General features: G+C 30.8%; 17 protein-coding genes. 7 read left to right on the forward strand and 10 right to left on the reverse strand.

The window, feature by feature from the left end; all coding sequences use genetic code 11:
- Positions 1-93 precede the first annotated feature (93 nt).
- On the reverse strand, positions 94-807 hold the full coding sequence (locus L8X97_RS05130; RefSeq protein ID WP_263662792.1) for a DUF4198 domain-containing protein: 714 nt from the start codon (positions 805-807) through the stop codon (positions 94-96).
- Between the two features lie 158 nt (positions 808-965).
- On the opposite strand from L8X97_RS05130, the gene uvrA reads away from it, so the two are divergent.
- Positions 966-3,788 (forward strand): excinuclease ABC subunit UvrA, encoded by a 2,823-nt coding sequence (uvrA, locus tag L8X97_RS05135; protein ID WP_133319558.1) that lies wholly within the window; start codon positions 966-968, stop codon positions 3,786-3,788.
- 18 nt (positions 3,789-3,806) lie between these two features.
- Here uvrA and trpB read toward each other — a convergent pair whose 3' ends face one another.
- A complete protein-coding gene (gene trpB, locus L8X97_RS05140; protein WP_263662793.1) occupies positions 3,807-4,982 on the reverse strand; it encodes a tryptophan synthase subunit beta in 1,176 nt (391 codons plus the stop codon).
- Positions 4,983-5,257: 275 nt separating this feature from the next.
- Between trpB and L8X97_RS05145 the strand changes: the two genes are divergently transcribed.
- Positions 5,258-5,701: a YqaA family protein gene (locus tag L8X97_RS05145; RefSeq protein ID WP_263662794.1), complete on the forward strand. Its 444-nt coding sequence runs from the start codon at positions 5,258-5,260 to the stop codon at positions 5,699-5,701.
- Here L8X97_RS05145 and L8X97_RS05150 read toward each other — a convergent pair.
- Both L8X97_RS05150 and L8X97_RS05155 read right to left on the reverse strand, forming a co-directional pair.
- On the reverse strand, positions 5,657-6,661 hold the full coding sequence (locus L8X97_RS05150) for a nucleoside hydrolase (protein WP_263659789.1): 1,005 nt from the start codon (positions 6,659-6,661) through the stop codon (positions 5,657-5,659). The genes L8X97_RS05145 and L8X97_RS05150 overlap by 45 nt on opposite strands.
- Positions 6,661-8,013, reverse strand: a complete 1,353-nt coding sequence (locus tag L8X97_RS05155) for an MFS transporter (RefSeq protein ID WP_263660483.1) — start codon at positions 8,011-8,013, stop codon at positions 6,661-6,663. Before L8X97_RS05155 ends, L8X97_RS05150 begins: the two co-directional genes overlap by 1 nt.
- A gap of 130 nt (positions 8,014-8,143) precedes the next feature.
- Between L8X97_RS05155 and polA the strand changes: the two genes are divergently transcribed.
- Genes polA through motB form a run of 3 tightly spaced genes read left to right on the forward strand, consistent with a single transcriptional unit; the run spans position 8,144 to position 12,313 of the window.
- Positions 8,144-10,783 (forward strand): DNA polymerase I, encoded by a 2,640-nt coding sequence (gene polA / locus L8X97_RS05160; RefSeq protein WP_263662795.1) that lies wholly within the window; start codon positions 8,144-8,146, stop codon positions 10,781-10,783.
- A gap of 12 nt (positions 10,784-10,795) precedes the next feature.
- Positions 10,796-11,569: a flagellar motor stator protein MotA gene (motA, locus tag L8X97_RS05165; protein ID WP_133319563.1), complete on the forward strand. Its 774-nt coding sequence runs from the start codon at positions 10,796-10,798 to the stop codon at positions 11,567-11,569.
- A 9-nt stretch (positions 11,570-11,578) separates the two neighbouring features.
- Positions 11,579-12,313, forward strand: coding sequence for a flagellar motor protein MotB (gene motB, locus L8X97_RS05170; protein ID WP_263660485.1), 735 nt, complete (start codon positions 11,579-11,581; stop codon positions 12,311-12,313).
- A gap of 18 nt (positions 12,314-12,331) precedes the next feature.
- Here motB and L8X97_RS05175 read toward each other — a convergent pair whose 3' ends face one another.
- The 6 genes from L8X97_RS05175 to L8X97_RS05200 form a co-directional block, all read right to left on the reverse strand.
- Positions 12,332-13,315 (reverse strand): beta-ketoacyl-ACP synthase III, encoded by a 984-nt coding sequence (locus tag L8X97_RS05175; protein WP_263662796.1) that lies wholly within the window; start codon positions 13,313-13,315, stop codon positions 12,332-12,334.
- On the reverse strand, positions 13,302-14,291 hold the full coding sequence (gene plsX / locus L8X97_RS05180) for a phosphate acyltransferase PlsX (protein ID WP_263659786.1): 990 nt from the start codon (positions 14,289-14,291) through the stop codon (positions 13,302-13,304). Before plsX ends, L8X97_RS05175 begins: the two co-directional genes overlap by 14 nt.
- A gap of 5 nt (positions 14,292-14,296) precedes the next feature.
- Positions 14,297-14,443 (reverse strand): 50S ribosomal protein L32, encoded by a 147-nt coding sequence (gene rpmF / locus L8X97_RS05185; RefSeq protein WP_012662034.1) that lies wholly within the window; start codon positions 14,441-14,443, stop codon positions 14,297-14,299.
- 14 nt (positions 14,444-14,457) lie between these two features.
- Complete coding sequence (locus L8X97_RS05190; protein WP_087699608.1) at positions 14,458-14,811, reverse strand: hypothetical protein; 354 nt, start codon at positions 14,809-14,811, stop codon at positions 14,458-14,460.
- Positions 14,811-15,224: a nucleoside-diphosphate kinase gene (gene ndk, locus L8X97_RS05195; protein ID WP_039642239.1), complete on the reverse strand. Its 414-nt coding sequence runs from the start codon at positions 15,222-15,224 to the stop codon at positions 14,811-14,813. The genes L8X97_RS05190 and ndk overlap by 1 nt, the downstream gene beginning before the upstream one ends.
- A gap of 156 nt (positions 15,225-15,380) precedes the next feature.
- Positions 15,381-15,665 (reverse strand): ferredoxin, 4Fe-4S, encoded by a 285-nt coding sequence (locus L8X97_RS05200; protein ID WP_039619165.1) that lies wholly within the window; start codon positions 15,663-15,665, stop codon positions 15,381-15,383.
- A gap of 186 nt (positions 15,666-15,851) precedes the next feature.
- On the opposite strand from L8X97_RS05200, the gene L8X97_RS05205 reads away from it, so the two are divergent.
- Both L8X97_RS05205 and L8X97_RS05210 read left to right on the forward strand, forming a co-directional pair.
- A complete protein-coding gene (locus L8X97_RS05205; protein WP_133319569.1) occupies positions 15,852-16,448 on the forward strand; it encodes a peroxiredoxin in 597 nt (198 codons plus the stop codon).
- A 244-nt stretch (positions 16,449-16,692) separates the two neighbouring features.
- On the forward strand, positions 16,693-17,277 hold a 585-nt coding region (locus L8X97_RS05210), incomplete at its 3' end, for a cache domain-containing protein (RefSeq protein ID WP_263662797.1).

The raw sequence follows: 17,277 nt of genomic DNA on the forward strand, positions 1-17,277 counted from the left end.
GCTATATAGGATAAATAAAAAATTAATATATTACAAAATGTAACATATTTCTTAGTCAATTAAAAATTAATTTTATTGACTAAGAATTTGAAATTATTTAGATTTAAAACTTAGTGTCGCTGTCAATTGTAAAGTATCGCCATATCTGTCTAGATTGTATGGTAGTTTGATGTTTGCAGCTATTATTTGTAAACCATCTTTTGGTTTTGTGAGTGTGATTGTTGCTATACCTTTTTCATTTGTTACTATGTTGTCGATATCATCATTTTGATCTTCAAATTCAACTCCTTTTACGGGTCTTCCATCTAGTAAAACTTGGAGTTTTAATTTATCTCCTTCATGTAGTGTTAAAGGATTTTGTAAAGGAACTATTTCAAATTTTAATCCTAATGGTTTTTTTGAACCTTCATCCCAAGAAAAAATACTTTTTCCCATTTTGAAAATTTTTCTTGTTTGAGTGACTTCATTTGCACCAGTAATATCTGTAATATCAGATCTTTTTTGTGCATAATGTTTTCCATCTTTTGTAAATGTGTAATATCCAAAATCATAATTAACACTTGCAACAGCAGGTTTTCCCTCAATAAATATTTTGTTATTTTCGTAGTCATAGCCAGCTTTTAAATTTTTTCCTTGAGAATCTTTTGCACTTATACCAAAAACCCTATCAGGTTGATATTGTCCCCAGTGATCATCAGCCCAAAAACCTACTTCATATCCATTGCTAGTTTGCATAGGAAAGAATTGATGAGCTAAAGCAGAACTTGCTATAAAAAAACTCAAAAACACCATTTTTGAAAATTTCATTTTTTCTCCTTTAAAATAATTTTGATAATCATTATATATATTTTTATTTATATAAAACTTAAGAATGTATTTTAATTTTTCCTTTATAAAAAAGAAAAATATTTTAATTTTTCTTATGTTAAAATCATAAATTTATTTTTAAATATTTAGGAAAAGTTATGAATGATACTATTAATATAATTGGTGCTAAAGAGAATAATCTTAAAAATATCAACCTAGAAATTCCTAAAAATAAACTTATAGTTTTTACAGGACTTAGTGGAAGTGGTAAATCCACTTTAGCTTTTGGTACACTTTATGCAGAAGGACAACGCCGCTATATTGAGAGTTTAAGTGCTTATGCAAGGCAGTTTTTAGATAAAGTGGGTAAGCCAAATGTTGATAAAATAGAAGGTTTAACTCCTGCTATTGCTATTGATCAAAAAACAACTTCTAAAAATCCTCGATCAACTGTTGGGACTATTACTGAAATTTATGATTATTTAAGACTTTTATATGCAAGGATTGGCTCACAACATTGTCATCAATGTGGCCAAAAAATCTCATCTATGAGTGCAGCAGATATCGTAGGTGAAATCTTAAAGCTTCCAAAAGGGGCAAAAATCATCATTTATGCTCCTTTGATCAAAGAAAAAAAAGGAACTTTTGCAGATCTTTTGGAAAATTTAGTCGCAAAAGGCTATGTTAGAGCACAAATTGATGGGGTTTTAACGCGTCTTGATGAGGATATTGAGCTTGCTAAAACTAAAAAACATACAATAAAGCTTGTGATAGATAGACTCCAAGTGCAAGATGATATGTTGGCAAGACTTGCAAGCGATATAGAAAAAGGTCTTAGTGAGAGCTTTGGTGAAGTGGAAATTGAAGTTTTAAATAATGAAGAATTAAACATAGCAAAACATTTTCATTATAGTGAGCATAATGCTTGTTTTGATTGTAAAATTTCTTTTCCTTTGCTTGAGCCTTTGAGTTTTTCTTTTAATTCTCCAAAAGGTGCTTGTCCAAGTTGTGATGGTCTTGGTATAAGATATACGCTAGATATGAAAAAGCTTATCAATGAAGAATTAAGCCTAGAAGCAGGAGCTGTAAAGCTATTATATGGGTTTAATAAAAGTTATTACTATAAGTTTTTAATGGCCTTTTGCGAGCAAAATGATATAAGGGTAAAAATTCCATATAATGAGCTAAGCGAAGAAGAAAAGCGTCTAGTACTTTATGGTAATGCCAAGGAAATTAACTTTTTATGGAAAAGACATCGCTTAAATCGCAAATTTGAAGGTGCAGTTAAATATGCTTATGAAATGCTAAAAGATGAAAAAGATTTAAGCGAGTATATGAGCGAAAAAACTTGTAAAGATTGCAATGGTCATCGTTTAAGAGCTGAAAGTTTAGCTGTAAAAGTTGCTGAAAAAAATTTGGGTGAAATTTTAGATATGAGCATAGAAAATACTACTGCATTTTTTTCAAAAGAAGCTAATTTTGCATATTTGAGTGAGCAAGAAAGATTGATAGCTAAGCCTATTTTTAAAGAAATTAATGAAAGATTGTTTTTTCTTTATGATGTAGGACTTGGGTATTTATCCTTAGGGCGTGATGCAAGAACAATTAGTGGAGGTGAAGCTCAAAGAATTCGTATAGCATCTCAAATTGGTAGTGGTTTAAGTGGGGTGATGTATGTTTTAGATGAGCCTAGCATTGGTTTGCATGAGCGAGATACAGCAAAACTCATTAAAACTTTAAGAAATCTTCAGCAAAAGGGTAATACTTTAATCGTGGTTGAGCATGATAAAATGACAATAGAAGAAGCAGATTTTATCGTAGATATTGGTCCAAATGCTGGTAAATTTGGTGGTGAAGTTGTATTTAGTGGAACTTATAAAGAATTATTAAAAAGTAAAAGCCAAACTGCCCTTTATATGAGTGGTAAAAAGCAAATTGCCCATCAAAAACACAGAGAACAAAAAGATTTTATTAGTTTAAAAGATGTGAGTATTAATAATATTCAAAATTTAAGTGTAGATTTTCCATTGCATAATTTAGTAGCAATTACAGGTGTTTCAGGAAGTGGTAAAAGCTCGCTAATCTTGCAAACTTTGCTCCCATTTGCAAAAGAAGAGCTTAACCGTGCTAAAAAAGTTAAAAAACTAAGTGGGGCTAAGATAGAAGGTTTGGAAAAACTTGATAAGGTAATTTATCTTGATCAAAGTCCTATAGGAAGGACTCCTCGTTCAAATCCCGCTACTTATACAGGTGCTATGGATGAAATTCGTAATCTTTTTGCAGCTACCAAAGAAGCTAAAATGCGAGGTTATAAAGCAGGGCGTTTTTCTTTTAATGTTAAAGGTGGAAGATGTGAAAAGTGTAGTGGCGATGGTGAGATTAAAATCGAAATGCACTTTTTGCCTGATGTGATGGTAACTTGTGATGTTTGCAATGGTAAAAGATATAATGATGCAACTTTAGAGATTAAATATAAAGGTAAAAGCATAGCTGATGTTTTAAATATGAGTATTATTGAAGCAAGTGAGTTTTTTACTTCTGTGCCAAAGATAAAACAAAAGCTTGATACTTTGGTAAAAGTTGGGCTTGATTATCTTACCTTAGGACAAAATGCAACTACTTTAAGTGGTGGGGAGGCTCAGCGTATTAAGTTAGCTAAAGAATTAAGCAGAAGCGATACAGGAAAAACTCTTTATATTTTAGATGAACCTACAACAGGACTTCATTTTGAAGATGTTAATAAACTTATTGTAGTTTTGCAACATTTAGTTGATCTTGGAAATAGTGTGTTTGTGATAGAGCATAATTTAGATGTGATTAAAAATGCTGATTATATCATCGATATGGGACCTGAAGGTGGAGTTAAAGGTGGTAAGGTTATAGCTAAAGGTAGCGTTGAAGAGCTTGCTAAAAATCATAAAAAAAGTGGTTCTTATACAGGGTATTATCTAAATTTAGAGCTAAAAAGCATAAAAAAATAAATTGGTTGAAGTTATTCTTCAACCATAAATTTCACCTTTTTTATATTCATAAATACTTTGCATATCTTTATCGCCTCTTCCTGAAAGATTTACAACTATCACACTTTTTTTCTTTAAAGTTGGACAAAGTTTTTCTAAATAAGCTAATGCATGTGAGCTTTCAATAGCGGGTATAATACCTTCTTCTTTACATAATAATTTTAAAGCATTAATACACTCATCATCACTAATAGCATGATAACTTGCTCTTTTACTTTCTTGCAAATATGCGTGCAAAGGCCCTATGCCAGGGTAATCAAGCCCAGCAGAAATACTAAAAGTATGAGCAATATTGCCTTTATCATCTTGTAAAACTTTAGTTTTCATACCATGGATAATACCTTCTTCGCCTTTAGTAAGTGTGGCTGCATGATAAGGTGTATCTTTTCCTAAACCTGCTGCTTCAACACCTATGAGCTTAACTTTTTCATCTTTTAAAAATGCATGAAAAATTCCAGCAGCATTGCTACCACCTCCAGCTGCTGCTATGATGTAATCTACTTTTTTATTTAATTTTCTAAGTTGCATTTTACATTCTTTACCTATAATGCTTTGAAAATGCGTAACAATTTGCGGATAAGGATAAGGTCCTACTGCACTTCCTACTACATAAAATACTTCTTTGGTATTTTTAATCCAAAAATTTAAAGCCTCATCTACCGCATCACTTAAAGTTTTACTTCCACTTTCTACTGCGTGAACTTTTGCTCCTAAAAGCTCCATTTTATAGACATTTAAGGCTTGTCTTTTTACATCAATAGCTCCCATAAATATCTCACATTCAAGTTCCAAAAGTGCTGCTGCAGTAGCTGTTGCAAGCCCATGTTGTCCTGCTCCGGTTTCTGCAATAATTTTTTTCTTATTCATTTTCTTTGCCATTAAGGCTTGAGCTATGGCATTGTTGATCTTATGAGCTCCTGTGTGAGTTAAGTCTTCTCTTTTTAAATAAATTTCATGATTATAAAGCTTGCTTAAATTTTTAGCATGGTATAAAGGTGTGGGTCTTCCCACATAATTAGTTAAGAGTTCTTTTAATTCTGTGTTAAAATCTTTATCTTTTTTGAGTTTTAAAAAAGCTTTTTCTACTTCATCTAATGCTATTTTTACTTCATTTGGCACAAATTGCCCACCAAATTTTCCATAATATTTTTTCATAGTATTTCCTTAAAATGATTAATAATATAAAATCAAAAATGATCAACTAAAACTAAAAATGTAAAATAAAAAATGATTGAAAATGTAGTAGCAGGCTTAACGCCAAGAAAAAGAAGCTTTGTTAAATGAGTATTCTAAATTTAGTTTAGAAAATTTTTTCCTTTCCATAGTTTTTCCTTTTAAAAAATTGCCAAATGACTTTACATTCTAAGATAATTATTATTAAAAATTCTTTAAAATGATAGTTTATAAAATAAATACTAAGAAAATTTATAATGTTTGATTTTTTATATAATGATATAAGTTATATAGGGCTTTTCGTAGTATGTTTTCTCTCTAGCACACTTTTACCTATGGCTAGTGAGGCTTTTGTGCTTATTTTTGTGAAATTAGATTTTAATGCTTATATGGTTTTATTTATAGCAAGCTTGGGGAATACTTTGGGTAGTTTAAGTACTTATGCATTAGCTTATTTTGGAGAGAGTCAAATTTTGGAAAAATATTTTAAAAACTCTTTATGTAAATTAGAAAAAATCAATGCAAACTTTAAAAAATTTGGCTCTTTGTATGCTTTTTTTACTTTTTTACCCATAGTGGGAGATCTTTTTGCACTAGGGCTTGGATTTGCTAAGTATTCTTTTTTAAAAGCAAGTATTTTTATAGCCTTGGGTAAATTAAGTCGTTATGCTTTTGTAATTTTCATAGCAAATTCCATTTAAAAGTCTTGATTTTAAAAGATTTAAAAGTCTAGCATTATCAACATCTTTTAAAACTTTTATGGTGTTTTTTAATTCATGATTTTTCATAGGCATTTTAGCGTCTTTAAAACACCTTATCGTGCTTCCTCTAGCAAAAGTACTATCACAAATGACATCTACTAAATACTCATCAAAATTTGCTAAATTTGGATCAAGCATATAAGCAATAGTTAATGCATCGTGTATCCATGTGCCATTTGTGCCTCTTGTTTTGCTTGCAAAATCAATCCAAACTCTTAAAGTCTGCACTAAAAAATCACAAAGTGGATTTTGATTTTCTAAAGCATTTAAATCTTCATGTGTGAGCATAGTTTGCATTGTTGCATTATAAGGAACAAGTGTGATTTTAGCTCTTGAGTTTAAAACTATACTAGCAGCTTCAGGATCAAAGCCAAAATTTGTATCTTTGATATGATAAGGCATATCAAAACTTCCACCCATGATAAAAATTTCTTTTACATTTTTATCAAAGTCTTTAAAAAGCTTCATAGCTATGGCTATATTTGTTAAAGGCCCTATAGCGCAAATTGAAATTTCACCTGGGTTTTGCATAACAAGCTCACCCATTTTCATACAAGCATTTGGGTTTATGTTTTCTAGGATTTTTATAGGTTTTATATGATCCCAAAGATGAGTAAGCTTAAACTCTTCTACACCTTTATCTAGTCTTTGTCTCCAAAAATGACTATCTTCACATAAAGCTTCATGAGCACCTAAATACAAAGGTATGTTTAGATTAAGCTTATTTAATAAATCTTTAGCAACACTATAAGCGGTTAAAGCTTGCACATTACCACTTAAAGTGCTAATCATTTCAAGTTTGATTTCTTTGGAGGCTAAAATAAGTCCAAGGGCTAAACCATCATCAGTATTAGCCCCTGCTATTCCATTGCCTATATCAGTATCTAAAATAAGGCGTATCATATCGCATCTTCTATTAAATTTAAATCCCTGCCTCTAGTTTCTGGTGCAAAGAAAGTTGTGATAAAACCAATTCCTGCAGTGATAACAAAATACAAGGCTATTGGCCACCAAGTGCCATAATAAGCAAGCAAAGCTGAAGCTATCATAGGAGCGGTTCCTCCTGAAAGTATAGAGCCAAATTCTTTTGCTAGTGCCATTTTGGTATAGCGATTTTTTGCTCCAAAAAGCTCCACACCCCACGCAGCTTGTACGCCAAAAATTCCTAAAGATGCTAAAGACATACCTACAATGATAGTTAAAATTACAATAATTTCATTTTTACTATCAAGTAGCATAAAAGCAGGGAAAGCATAAAGCATTAAAAGCAAGCAAAAGGTTCTATAAGTAATACGCCTTCCAAATTTATCACTTAAATATCCTGCTAAAGGTATAACCAAAAATCCCACCAAAGAAGCGATAACAACAGCAGTTGTGGCTACTGATTTATCAAGAAGTAAAATTTTAGTTACATAACCTACTATAAAGCCTTGTGCAAGATAAGATGGTCCATTTTCTCCTATCCTTATACCCACCATAGTCCAAAATGCACGACTTTTCTGCCAAAAAGTTCTTTCATCTTCTTTCATATGTGCTTCATTTTCATGACGAATTTTTAGCATTAATTCTTTTTGTTTTTCAAAAACAGGAGTTTCTTTTACATTTAAACGCATATAAACAGCAAAAAGTGCTATAAAAATACTTCCTATAAAAGGAATTCTCCATCCCCATTCTTTAAAACTAGCATCATCCATACTTGTAACTAAAAGCCACACGAAAGCCGCAAGCAAGGTTCCGCTGTTTGATCCAAGTGCTATAACAGAAGAGATTAAACCTCTATGTTTGCTAGGAGCATATTCTCCAAGCATGACAGTCCCACCTGAAAGCTCAGCACCTGCTCCAAAGCCTTGCATAAAACGCAAAATAACCAAACATATAGGAGCCCAAATTCCAATTACTGCATAACTTGGTATAAAACCAATTAAAGTAGTTGAAATACCCATTAATGCAATGGTGCTCATTAATACATTTTTTCTTCCGTATTTATCTCCTAAATATCCAAAAAATAAAGCTCCAATAGGTCTAGCAATAAAACCTATACCATAAGTAACAAAACTAAGCAATAATGCTATAACAGGAGTTTGTTCAGGAAAGAAAACTTCTGAAAAAACAGTAGCTGCAGCTAAGCCATAAAGTGCAAAATCTGCATATTCCATGGCAGTTCCTAGCCAGCATGAAAACACAGCCTTTTTAAATGCCTTTTTTCCTTGTGGAGTTTGAAAATTTTCATCCGCGATTGATTTTGTTTGCAAGATTAAACCTTTGTTTTAAATTTAAAATATAATTGTAACTAAAATGCTTAAAATGGAAATTTAATACTTTTTACCGACTTTTAAATAATTTTGGGCGATAATTATTATTATTTTTTAATATAGGAAAAAAATGAAAACTTTAACAATAATTGATACTTTTGGCTTTTTCTTTAGACTTTTTTATGCTTTAAAGGGGTTGAAAAATTCAAAAGGTGAGCCTAGTAATATGATTAGTGGTTTTGCTAATTTTATTTATAGTTTGAAAAATGAACATCCTAGTGATATGATTATTTTTGCTCTTGATAGTAAAGGAAAAACTTTTAGAAGTGAAATTGATCCAAATTATAAAATCAACCGCACTCCACCTCCACCTGATTTATTAGCTCAAATTCCAATTTGCATTCAAATGATAGAAAAAATGGGTTTTTCAAGTTTTTCTTGCGAAGGATATGAGGCTGATGATATCATCGCATCTTTAGTTAAAGAGTGTGAAAGTAAGGATATTTTTATAAGAATTATCACTCAAGATAAAGATTTGTATCAACTTATAAAAGATGATAAAGTTAGTATTTATAGCCCTATTTCAAAAAATGATTATAATGAAGCAGGGTGTTTGGAAAAATATGGGGTAAAACCTAGCCAAATAAGAGATTTTTTAGCTCTATGTGGAGATAGTTCAGATAATATCCCAGGGGTAAAAGGAATTGGTGCTAAGGGTGCTAAGAATTTACTTGATGAGTTTGAAAGTATTGAAGGAATTTATGAAAACTTAACACTAGTGCGTAATGAGAGAAGTCGTAATTTGTTGCTTGAAGGCAAAGAAAATGCCTTTTTGAGCAAAAAACTTGCTTCTTTGTATGAAAATTTAGATGTAAAAGATATGCTTTTAAATTGTGAGTATCCAAAAGATGAGCCTTTGCTTAAGATTATGGATATTTTAGAGCATTATGAATTAAATGCTTTGTTAAAAAAACTACGCACTAATCCTACTAATAAAGATAAAAATTTAGGATTTAATGCAAGATTAATTTTAGATGAGAAAGAATTATTTGAAATTTTAGAAAAAATTGATGATCAAAGTATTGTTGCTTTTGACACCGAAACTACGGGCTTGGATACTAAAGAAGCTAAGATAGTAGGGTTTAGTTTTTGTTTTCATGAAAGTGAAGCCTTTTATGTGCCACTTGCACATGATTATTTAGGAGTTTGTAAGCAAATTTCTATGCAAGTAGCTAAAAAGGGTATAGAAAAAATATATCAAAGCACGGTTATAGGCCATAATCTTAAATATGACTTTGAAATCATAAAAAATAATTTTAATTTACTTCCTCCAAAAAACTATGCTGATACTATGATACTTGCATGGCTTAAAGAGCCAAGTTTGCGTGTAAATATGGATGATTTGGCAAAAAGATTGTTTGCTTATGAGACTTTACATTTTGAAGACTTGGTAAAAAAAGGAGAAAACTTTGCAGGAGTGGATGTAGAAAAAGCTTGTAAATATGCTGCTGAAGATGCTTATATTACTTTAAGATTTTATTTGTATTTTTTAAAAAATTTAGAAAAGCCTTTATTTGAACTTGCACAAAAAAGTGAGTTTGAATTTATCAAAGTGCTTATTATGATGGAAAATAATGGCATTAAACTTGACACTCAAAAGCTTGAAAACTTAATGCAAAGTTTTAATCAAGATATTAAAATACTAAGTGAAAAAATATATGATTTAGCGGGTGAAAAATTTAATATTAACTCTCCTAAACAAGTAGGGGATATTTTATTTGAAAAATTAAAATTACCAAGTGGTAAAAAAGGTAAGACAGGTTATTCTACTGATGAAAAGGTTTTAAATGCTATTTTAGATGAACATTTGATTGTAAAAGAAATTTTAGCTTACAGAGAGCTTGCAAAATTAGTTTCTACTTATTGTGAACCTTTGTTAAAATTAGCTAAAAAAGATGAAAATTCAAGAATTTATTCAAGTTTTTTGCAAACAGGAACAGCTACTGGACGCCTTTCATCAAAAGATCCAAATTTGCAAAATATCCCTGCACATGGTCAATATGCTAAGGATTATAAATCTTGCTTTATTGCAAAAGAAGGATTTAGTTTTATCTCACTTGATTATTCACAAATTGAGCTTAGAATGCTAGCACATTTTAGTGAAGATGAGAAATTATTAGAAGCGTTTTCAAACGATGAGGATATTCATGCAAAAACTGCTATTATGATTTTTGGCCATAGTGATTATGAGACAAGAAGTATTGCTAAAAGTATAAATTTTGGTCTTATTTATGGTATGGGTTATAAGACTTTGAGTCAAAATTTAAAAATAGAAGCAAAGTTGGCTAAAGAATATATTGAAAAATATTTTGAGAATTTTACTAGTATTAAAACTTATTTTGAAAAGGTAAAAAATGAAGCTAAGCAAAATGGCTTTATAAGTACTTTGCTAGGTCGTAAGCGTTATTTTGATTTTGAAAATGCAAAGCCTATGCAAATTGCAATGCATGAAAGAGAGAGTATTAACTCTATACTTCAAGGTTCAGCTGCCGATATAATAAAATTGGCAATGATAGAAATAAGTAGAAATTTGGATGAAAACAAACGCTTAATTTTGCAAATTCATGATGAGCTTATTTTTGAAGTAAAAGATGAACTTTGTGAGGATTTTGCAAAAAAAGCTAGTGATATTATGGAAAATATTGTAAAATTAAAAGTTAAATTAAAAACTTCATCAAGTATTGCCAAAAATTGGGGTATATTAAAATAAGGAGAATGTTTAATGGATCTTTCAACCATACTTGGGATGGTATTAGCTGTTGTTAGTATTTCTGTAGGGGATATTTTAGAGGGTGGTAACCCTTTGCATGTTTTACACTTAGCGTCTTTTATTATCGTGGTGCCTACAGCAGCTTTTTGCGCAATGACTTCTACACATAAAAAAATTGTTAAAGGTGCATATAAGGAATTAAAGGTAGTTTTTAAAGGTTCGGGGGTAAATTTAAGTCAAAGAATAGCTGAGCTTGTAGAATACTCTGTTATAGCAAGAAGAGATGGACTTTTGGCTTTAGAGTCAAAAACTAATGAAATTGACAATGAGTTCTTAAAAGAAGCTATGATGATGATGGTAGATGGTAAGAGCGTAGAAGAAATTAAAGAAAGTATGGAAATTCAAGTAGAAGAAATGGAAGAATATTATAAAGAATGTGCAGAATATTGGATACGCTTTGGTGAAACTTGTCCTACTATGGGGCTTGTTGGCGCTGTTTTTGGATTGATTTTAGCACTTAAACTACTCGATGATCCACAGGCTATGGCAGCGGGTATTTCAGGAGCTTTTACAGCAACTGTTACGGGAATTTTTGGTGCTTATGCTTTATTTGGGCCTTGGGGTAATAAAATGAAAGCTAATTCACATGATTTAATTAAGGAAAGAATAGTTATTTCTCACGCTATTGTAAGTATTGCAGAAGGAGCTAATCCAAGAGATTTGGAGGCAAAGTTATTTAACTATTTAAGTCATGATGAGCCTAGAATTTCTCAATTTGATAAATAAGAGTTAAAAATGGGAAAAAAACATAAATGTCCAGAATGTCCAGCAGGTGAAAAATGGGCAGTGCCTTATGCAGACTTTTTAAGTTTGCTTTTGGCGCTTTTTATTGCTCTTTGGGCGATTTCTGAAAGTAATCCTGCAAAAACTGAAGCCTTGAAAACTGAATTTGTTAAAATTTTTGAATTCACTGCTTCTAGTCCTTTAGAAAAAGAAAGTGAAGTGCATAATAAATATAGCGCACCTTCAAATGCAAATGTAGAAGAGCTTGAAAAACTTAAGAAATTAAGTATTACTCAACAAGAAAATATAGAAAAATTAAAAGCAGCATTAGATCAAAGAGAAAATAATATAGTTTTAAATTTACCAGCTAGAGTTGAATTTGCTAGGGGTAGTATTCAGATTGATTCTGCTGATGTACAAGATTTTTTAAAGCGTATTAGTGAAGTGCTTAAGAAAATGCCAAAGCAAGCTCAAATAGAACTTAGAGGTTATACTGATGCAAGCGATAGGGATCCTAAGAGAAATTTTGATTTAGCTAGTAAAAGATCTCAAGTTGTAGCCGATTATTTAATAGCTAAAGGAATCGATCCAACTCAACTTATAATTGTAAGTTTTGGTGATAATTACCCTTTAAGTGCAAATAAAGAAGATGAAATAAATAATAGGGTAGAGTTTTATATTCGTGTAGATTCTTCAGACAATCAAGTTAGAAAGTCAGTATTAGATCAAATAGAAACTTTTAAATAACAAATAAGCTTTATAAACTTATTTGTTATTTTCTCCGCCAAAACGAAGCAATGCTGAACCCCAAGTAAATCCACCACCAAAAGCATCAAGCAATATTAGTGAGCCTTGTTTTAAACGACCTTGTTCATAAGCATCATTCATTGCCATAGGTATTGAGGCTGCTGAAGTATTGCCGTATTTTTGCACTGTAACTACGCATTGTTCATCTGTAAAATTTAATTTTTCTTGCACGGCTTTAATAATTCTTAAATTAGCCTGATGAGGTATAAAAAGATCAATTTCTTCACTTTTTATATTATTTTTTGCAAGAATATCAACAACATCATTACTTAGAGTATTTACTGCAATTTTAAATACTTCATTTCCTTTCATTTGCATAGAAAGAGGAGAGCAAATGCTACTTTTTTGAGATCTTTGAGTTATTAATAAATCTCCAAACTCCCCATCACTTGCTGTATGAGTATCTATAATCGGATAATTATCATCTAAAGATACAATTCCAGCACCAGCTCCATCGCCAAATAAAACACAAATACTTCTATCTGTATAGTCTATAATAGAGCTAATTTTTTCAGCTCCAATAATTAAAACATTTTTCTTTGTTTTGCTTTCAACCATAGATTTAGCAAGTTCTAAAAGATAAATAAACCCTGAACATGCTGCAGAAATGTCAAAAGCAGTGATGTCTTTTAATCCAAGATTATGAGCAATTTTACATGCAGTTGATGGCATAGTAAAGCAATCAGGACTTAAAGTAGCAACAATAATAGCATCTATGTCTTGAGGTTTTAAATTCGCTCTTTGTATAGCTTTGATAGCTGCTTTAGTACCAAGATCACTTGTGTTTTCATCATCATTTGCTATGCGTCTTTGTTCTATTCCTGTTCTTCTTAATATCCACTCATCACTAGTTTGCACCATAGATTCTAATTCTTTATTGCTAAGTATTTTTTCGGGAATGTAAGAAGCTATACTTTTTAATGAAGCTTTAGTTGATTTCATAATTGGCAAGTTCTTTTTCTATAGTTTGATTTATATTTGATTGTGTAAAATTTAATGCTTGAAAAATAGCATTTTTAATGGCTTTTGGACCGCTTTTACCATGACTTATAATGACACATTCTTTCACACCTAGAAGTGGGGCCCCGCCATATTCTTCATAATCAATGTGGGTTTTTAATTCATTAAAAGCAGGTTTTGCTAAAAGATAGCCAAGTTTTGATAAAAAAGATTTTTGAATTTCTTGTTTTAAAAGTTTTGTAATAACACTTGCTACACCTTCGCCGGTTTTAAGTAAGATATTTCCATTAAAACCATCGCATACTAATACATCTATCGTGCCATTAAATATATCTCTTCCTTCAGCATTTCCGACAAAATTTGAAAGTTGCTTTAAAAGTTGATGGGTTTCTTTAGTAAGCTCATTTCCTTTGCATTCTTCTTCACCATTTGAAAGCAAAGCAACTCTAGGCTTAGCAATTTTTAAAATTTCTTTAGCATAGGCTTCACCCATAATGGCAAATTGAAACAAATGTTCACTTTTGCAATCAACATTTGCACCAACATCTAACACTAATGTTCTTGAATGGATATTTGGCATTAAAGTGGCTATTGCAGGTCTAGCGATATTGGCTAATCTTCCAAGTCTTAAAGTAGCCAAACTCATAGTAGCTCCACTATGTCCAGCTGACACAACAGCTTTTGCTTTTTGATTTCTTACTAAATCTATGGCTTTGTAGATTGTACTATCTTTTCGTTTTAATGCATCTGTAGAATTTTCTTCCATAGCAAATACATCAAAAGCCTCTTCATATTCTATATATGAGTTTAATTCTTGAGGGATTAAGGTTTTAAGCTTTTGAGGATCTCCTACTAAGATGGCTTTAAATTTTCGCTCTTTTAGAGCTTGAATTACACCTTCTATAATAGGCTTTTCCCCAAAATCACCACCCATTGCATCAATAGCAATGCTCGTCATTGTTCTTAATATTCCTTAGTTACAGGATTTACACGATGAGGCATTTTGTAGCTACCATCTTTATCCTTAATAGGCATAGGTAGGGTAACTTTGTAATGAGTTCTGCGTTTTGCTGCGCGAGTTTTGCTCACTCTTCTCTTAGGTACTGCCATTTTTTACTCCTTTATTAATTTAAACATTTATTACAATAAAAATAATCACTTAAGTAAGATTGTAATTCACTTGTAGCAAGCTCTATTAAGTCAATATGAGAGTCAAAAAACTCCATAGTATCACTTAAAGTATTATTTTCATCTTTAAAAATTCCATCGCTTGCAAAAAGCTCTATATTTTGATCGATTTCAAGTTCCATTTCATCACCACATCGATCGCAATTTCTATAAGTAAATCCTTTAAAATTAGCTGTTATTTTAGCTAATTTTGGATTAACTTTTGTAATAGTTCCTTCAAAAACTATATTATCAAGATCTAGTTTAAAAGGATAAGCTACAGAGCTAAGTTTTGCAAAGGCAATTTTCATTATAAAATTTCAGTTTTTGAAAAGAAAAATTCTATTTCAATTTTTGCATTTTCCAAGCTATCGCTTCCATGAACCGCGTTTGCATCAATACTATCTGCAAAATCTGCTCTGATAGTACCAGGAGCCGCTTCTTTTGGATTTGTAGCACCCATTAATTCTCTGTTTTTTAACACAGCATTTTCGCCTTCTAAAACAGAAACCACAACCGGACCACTGATCATAAATTCAACTAAGTCTTTAAAAAATGGTCTATCTTTGTGTACAGCATAAAATTCTTGTGCTTCTTTTTCTGAAAGCTGTATTTTTTTTGTAGCCGCTATTCTTAGACCATTGCTTTCAAAGCGTGTTAAAATTTGACCAATAACGCCTTTTTTTACTGCATCAGGTTTAATAATAGAAAGTGTTTTTTCCAAAATCGTCCCCTTAATTTAGATAAGTTTTATATTTATAAAAGAGCTAATTATATCAAAAAATGCTTTAAATTTATATAAAAAATGTAATTTTGAGTTATAAAATGAAGAAGCTACAAGCATCTTAAATACTAGAAAGATGCTTGTATTGGGTATTAATTAAGCAAATACCGGAGTTGAGCCATCTCTTAAATCGCTTCCGATATTATCACGACTTGGTTGACCACTAACTACATCGCTCCATACAATACAGCCATCAGTTGGACATGCACTTGCACATGCTGGCTGATCATTATGTCCTACACATTCAACACATTTATCAGCATAAACATAATATCTATCTTCGCCCTCAGGGTTATTTGCATCATCTACGATTGCACTTACTGGGCATTCATCTATACAAGAACCACATGCTATACAAATATCAGTAATTTTAACTGCCATTTTTTACTCCTTAAATATTAAAAGTTTAATATAAGATTATCAAAATTGTCTTAATTTTATTCTTAAAATCTTTTAATTTTGATAATAAAATTAATTTACATACAAATTTACACAATTAATAAATTTTTAAATTTACAAATGATATTATTTTGTTACAAATAAAATTTATTAATTAGGAGATAAACGATGATAGTAACTAAAAAAGCTATTGATTTTACAGCACCTGCTGTATTAGGTAATAATGAAATAGTTGGAGATTTTAATCTTTATAAAAATATAGGACCAAAAGGTGCAGTAGTATTTTTCTATCCAAAAGATTTTACTTTTGTTTGCCCTTCTGAAATTATTGCTTTTGATAAAAGATATCAAGATTTTAAAGATAGAGGTATTGAAGTAATTGGTGTATCTTGCGATAACGAATTCTCTCACTTTGCTTGGAAAAATATGCCGGTAAATCAAGGTGGTATAGGTCAAGTTAAATTTCCTTTAGTAGCTGACTTAACAAAACAAATTGCCAGAAATTTTGATGTTTTATTTGAAGAAGCAGTTGCTTTAAGAGGTTCTTTCTTGCTTGATGCTGATGGAACAATCCGCCATGCAGTTATAAATGACTTACCACTTGGAAGAAACATTGATGAAATGATTAGAATGGTTGATACTATGCTATTTACTAATGAACATGGTGAAGTTTGCCCAGCTGGTTGGAATAAAGGTGATGAAGGTATGAAGGCTGACCCTAAAGGTGTTGCTGATTATCTAAGTAAAAACGAAAATAAATTATAATTTTTTAAGCTGAAAGTTTTTCTTTCAGCTTAGCATAAATTGTGTTATAAAGTTACAATACTCTCAAAATATACTGATTAATATACATTTTTGATAAATGCTTTTAAAATATTATAACTAGGACATCATATAATAAATAATTTACTTTTTATTTTATATATTTATTATTTTGTTGTTATTTTGTTATATTAATAGCATGATAATCGTTGTATAAAAATTTACTACAAAATTTTAAGGAGCTGTTATGGTTTTTTCATTTTCTAAGAGCTTATCTTCAAAGCTTATATGGATAATGTGTGTAGGTGTAGTTTCTATTGTAATACTGATTAACTTAGTCAGTTATTTTAATTCAAAAAATAGTACTTTTGATTTACTAACAGAAATGCAAATAAACAATATGATGGATACAAATGCTCTGTATGATTTTTATGGAACAACTAAAAGATTAGCTATAGAATCTTTAGCAGAACAATTTTCTAGTAATTTAAATATGCCTTCAGAACAAATTATGCAAAATCTCAAACTAGCTGCAAAAACTTCTGGGTTTGAGCTAGTTTATGTTGGTTTTGAAGATAGTGGCAAAAATTATCAATCAGATGGTCAAGTACTTGATTTATCAAAGGGTTATGATACTAAAAATAGAGGTTGGTATAAAGAAGCTAAAGCAGCTGGAAAATTTATAACAACTGATCCATATAAATCTGTAACAACAGGAGAAATAGGAATTACTTATGCCATTCCTGTTTATGCTAATGGAAAACTCTTAGCGGTAGTTGGAGGTGACTATAATTTACATACTTTTTCTAAAGATGTTTTAGCTATAGGGCAT

The organism is Campylobacter sp. CNRCH_2013_0671h (assembly GCF_025773055.1).
In the GTDB taxonomy this organism is placed as follows: domain Bacteria; phylum Campylobacterota; class Campylobacteria; order Campylobacterales; family Campylobacteraceae; genus Campylobacter_D; species Campylobacter_D lari_D.

Coding starts and splice junctions, on each gene's coding strand:
- L8X97_RS05130 (WP_263662792.1), bottom strand. CDS start 807: ATGAAATTTTCAAAAATGGTGTTTTTGAGTTTTTTTATAGCAAGTTCT.
- uvrA (WP_133319558.1), top strand. CDS start 966: ATGAATGATACTATTAATATAATTGGTGCTAAAGAGAATAATCTTAAA.
- trpB (WP_263662793.1), bottom strand. CDS start 4,982: ATGAAAAAATATTATGGAAAATTTGGTGGGCAATTTGTGCCAAATGAA.
- L8X97_RS05145 (WP_263662794.1), top strand. CDS start 5,258: ATGTTTGATTTTTTATATAATGATATAAGTTATATAGGGCTTTTCGTA.
- polA (WP_263662795.1), top strand. CDS start 8,144: ATGAAAACTTTAACAATAATTGATACTTTTGGCTTTTTCTTTAGACTT.
- motA (WP_133319563.1), top strand. CDS start 10,796: ATGGATCTTTCAACCATACTTGGGATGGTATTAGCTGTTGTTAGTATT.
- motB (WP_263660485.1), top strand. CDS start 11,579: ATGGGAAAAAAACATAAATGTCCAGAATGTCCAGCAGGTGAAAAATGG.
- L8X97_RS05175 (WP_263662796.1), bottom strand. CDS start 13,315: ATGAAATCAACTAAAGCTTCATTAAAAAGTATAGCTTCTTACATTCCC.
- plsX (WP_263659786.1), bottom strand. CDS start 14,291: ATGACGAGCATTGCTATTGATGCAATGGGTGGTGATTTTGGGGAAAAG.
- rpmF (WP_012662034.1), bottom strand. CDS start 14,443: ATGGCAGTACCTAAGAGAAGAGTGAGCAAAACTCGCGCAGCAAAACGC.
- L8X97_RS05190 (WP_087699608.1), bottom strand. CDS start 14,811: ATGAAAATTGCCTTTGCAAAACTTAGCTCTGTAGCTTATCCTTTTAAA.
- L8X97_RS05200 (WP_039619165.1), bottom strand. CDS start 15,665: ATGGCAGTTAAAATTACTGATATTTGTATAGCATGTGGTTCTTGTATA.
- L8X97_RS05205 (WP_133319569.1), top strand. CDS start 15,852: ATGATAGTAACTAAAAAAGCTATTGATTTTACAGCACCTGCTGTATTA.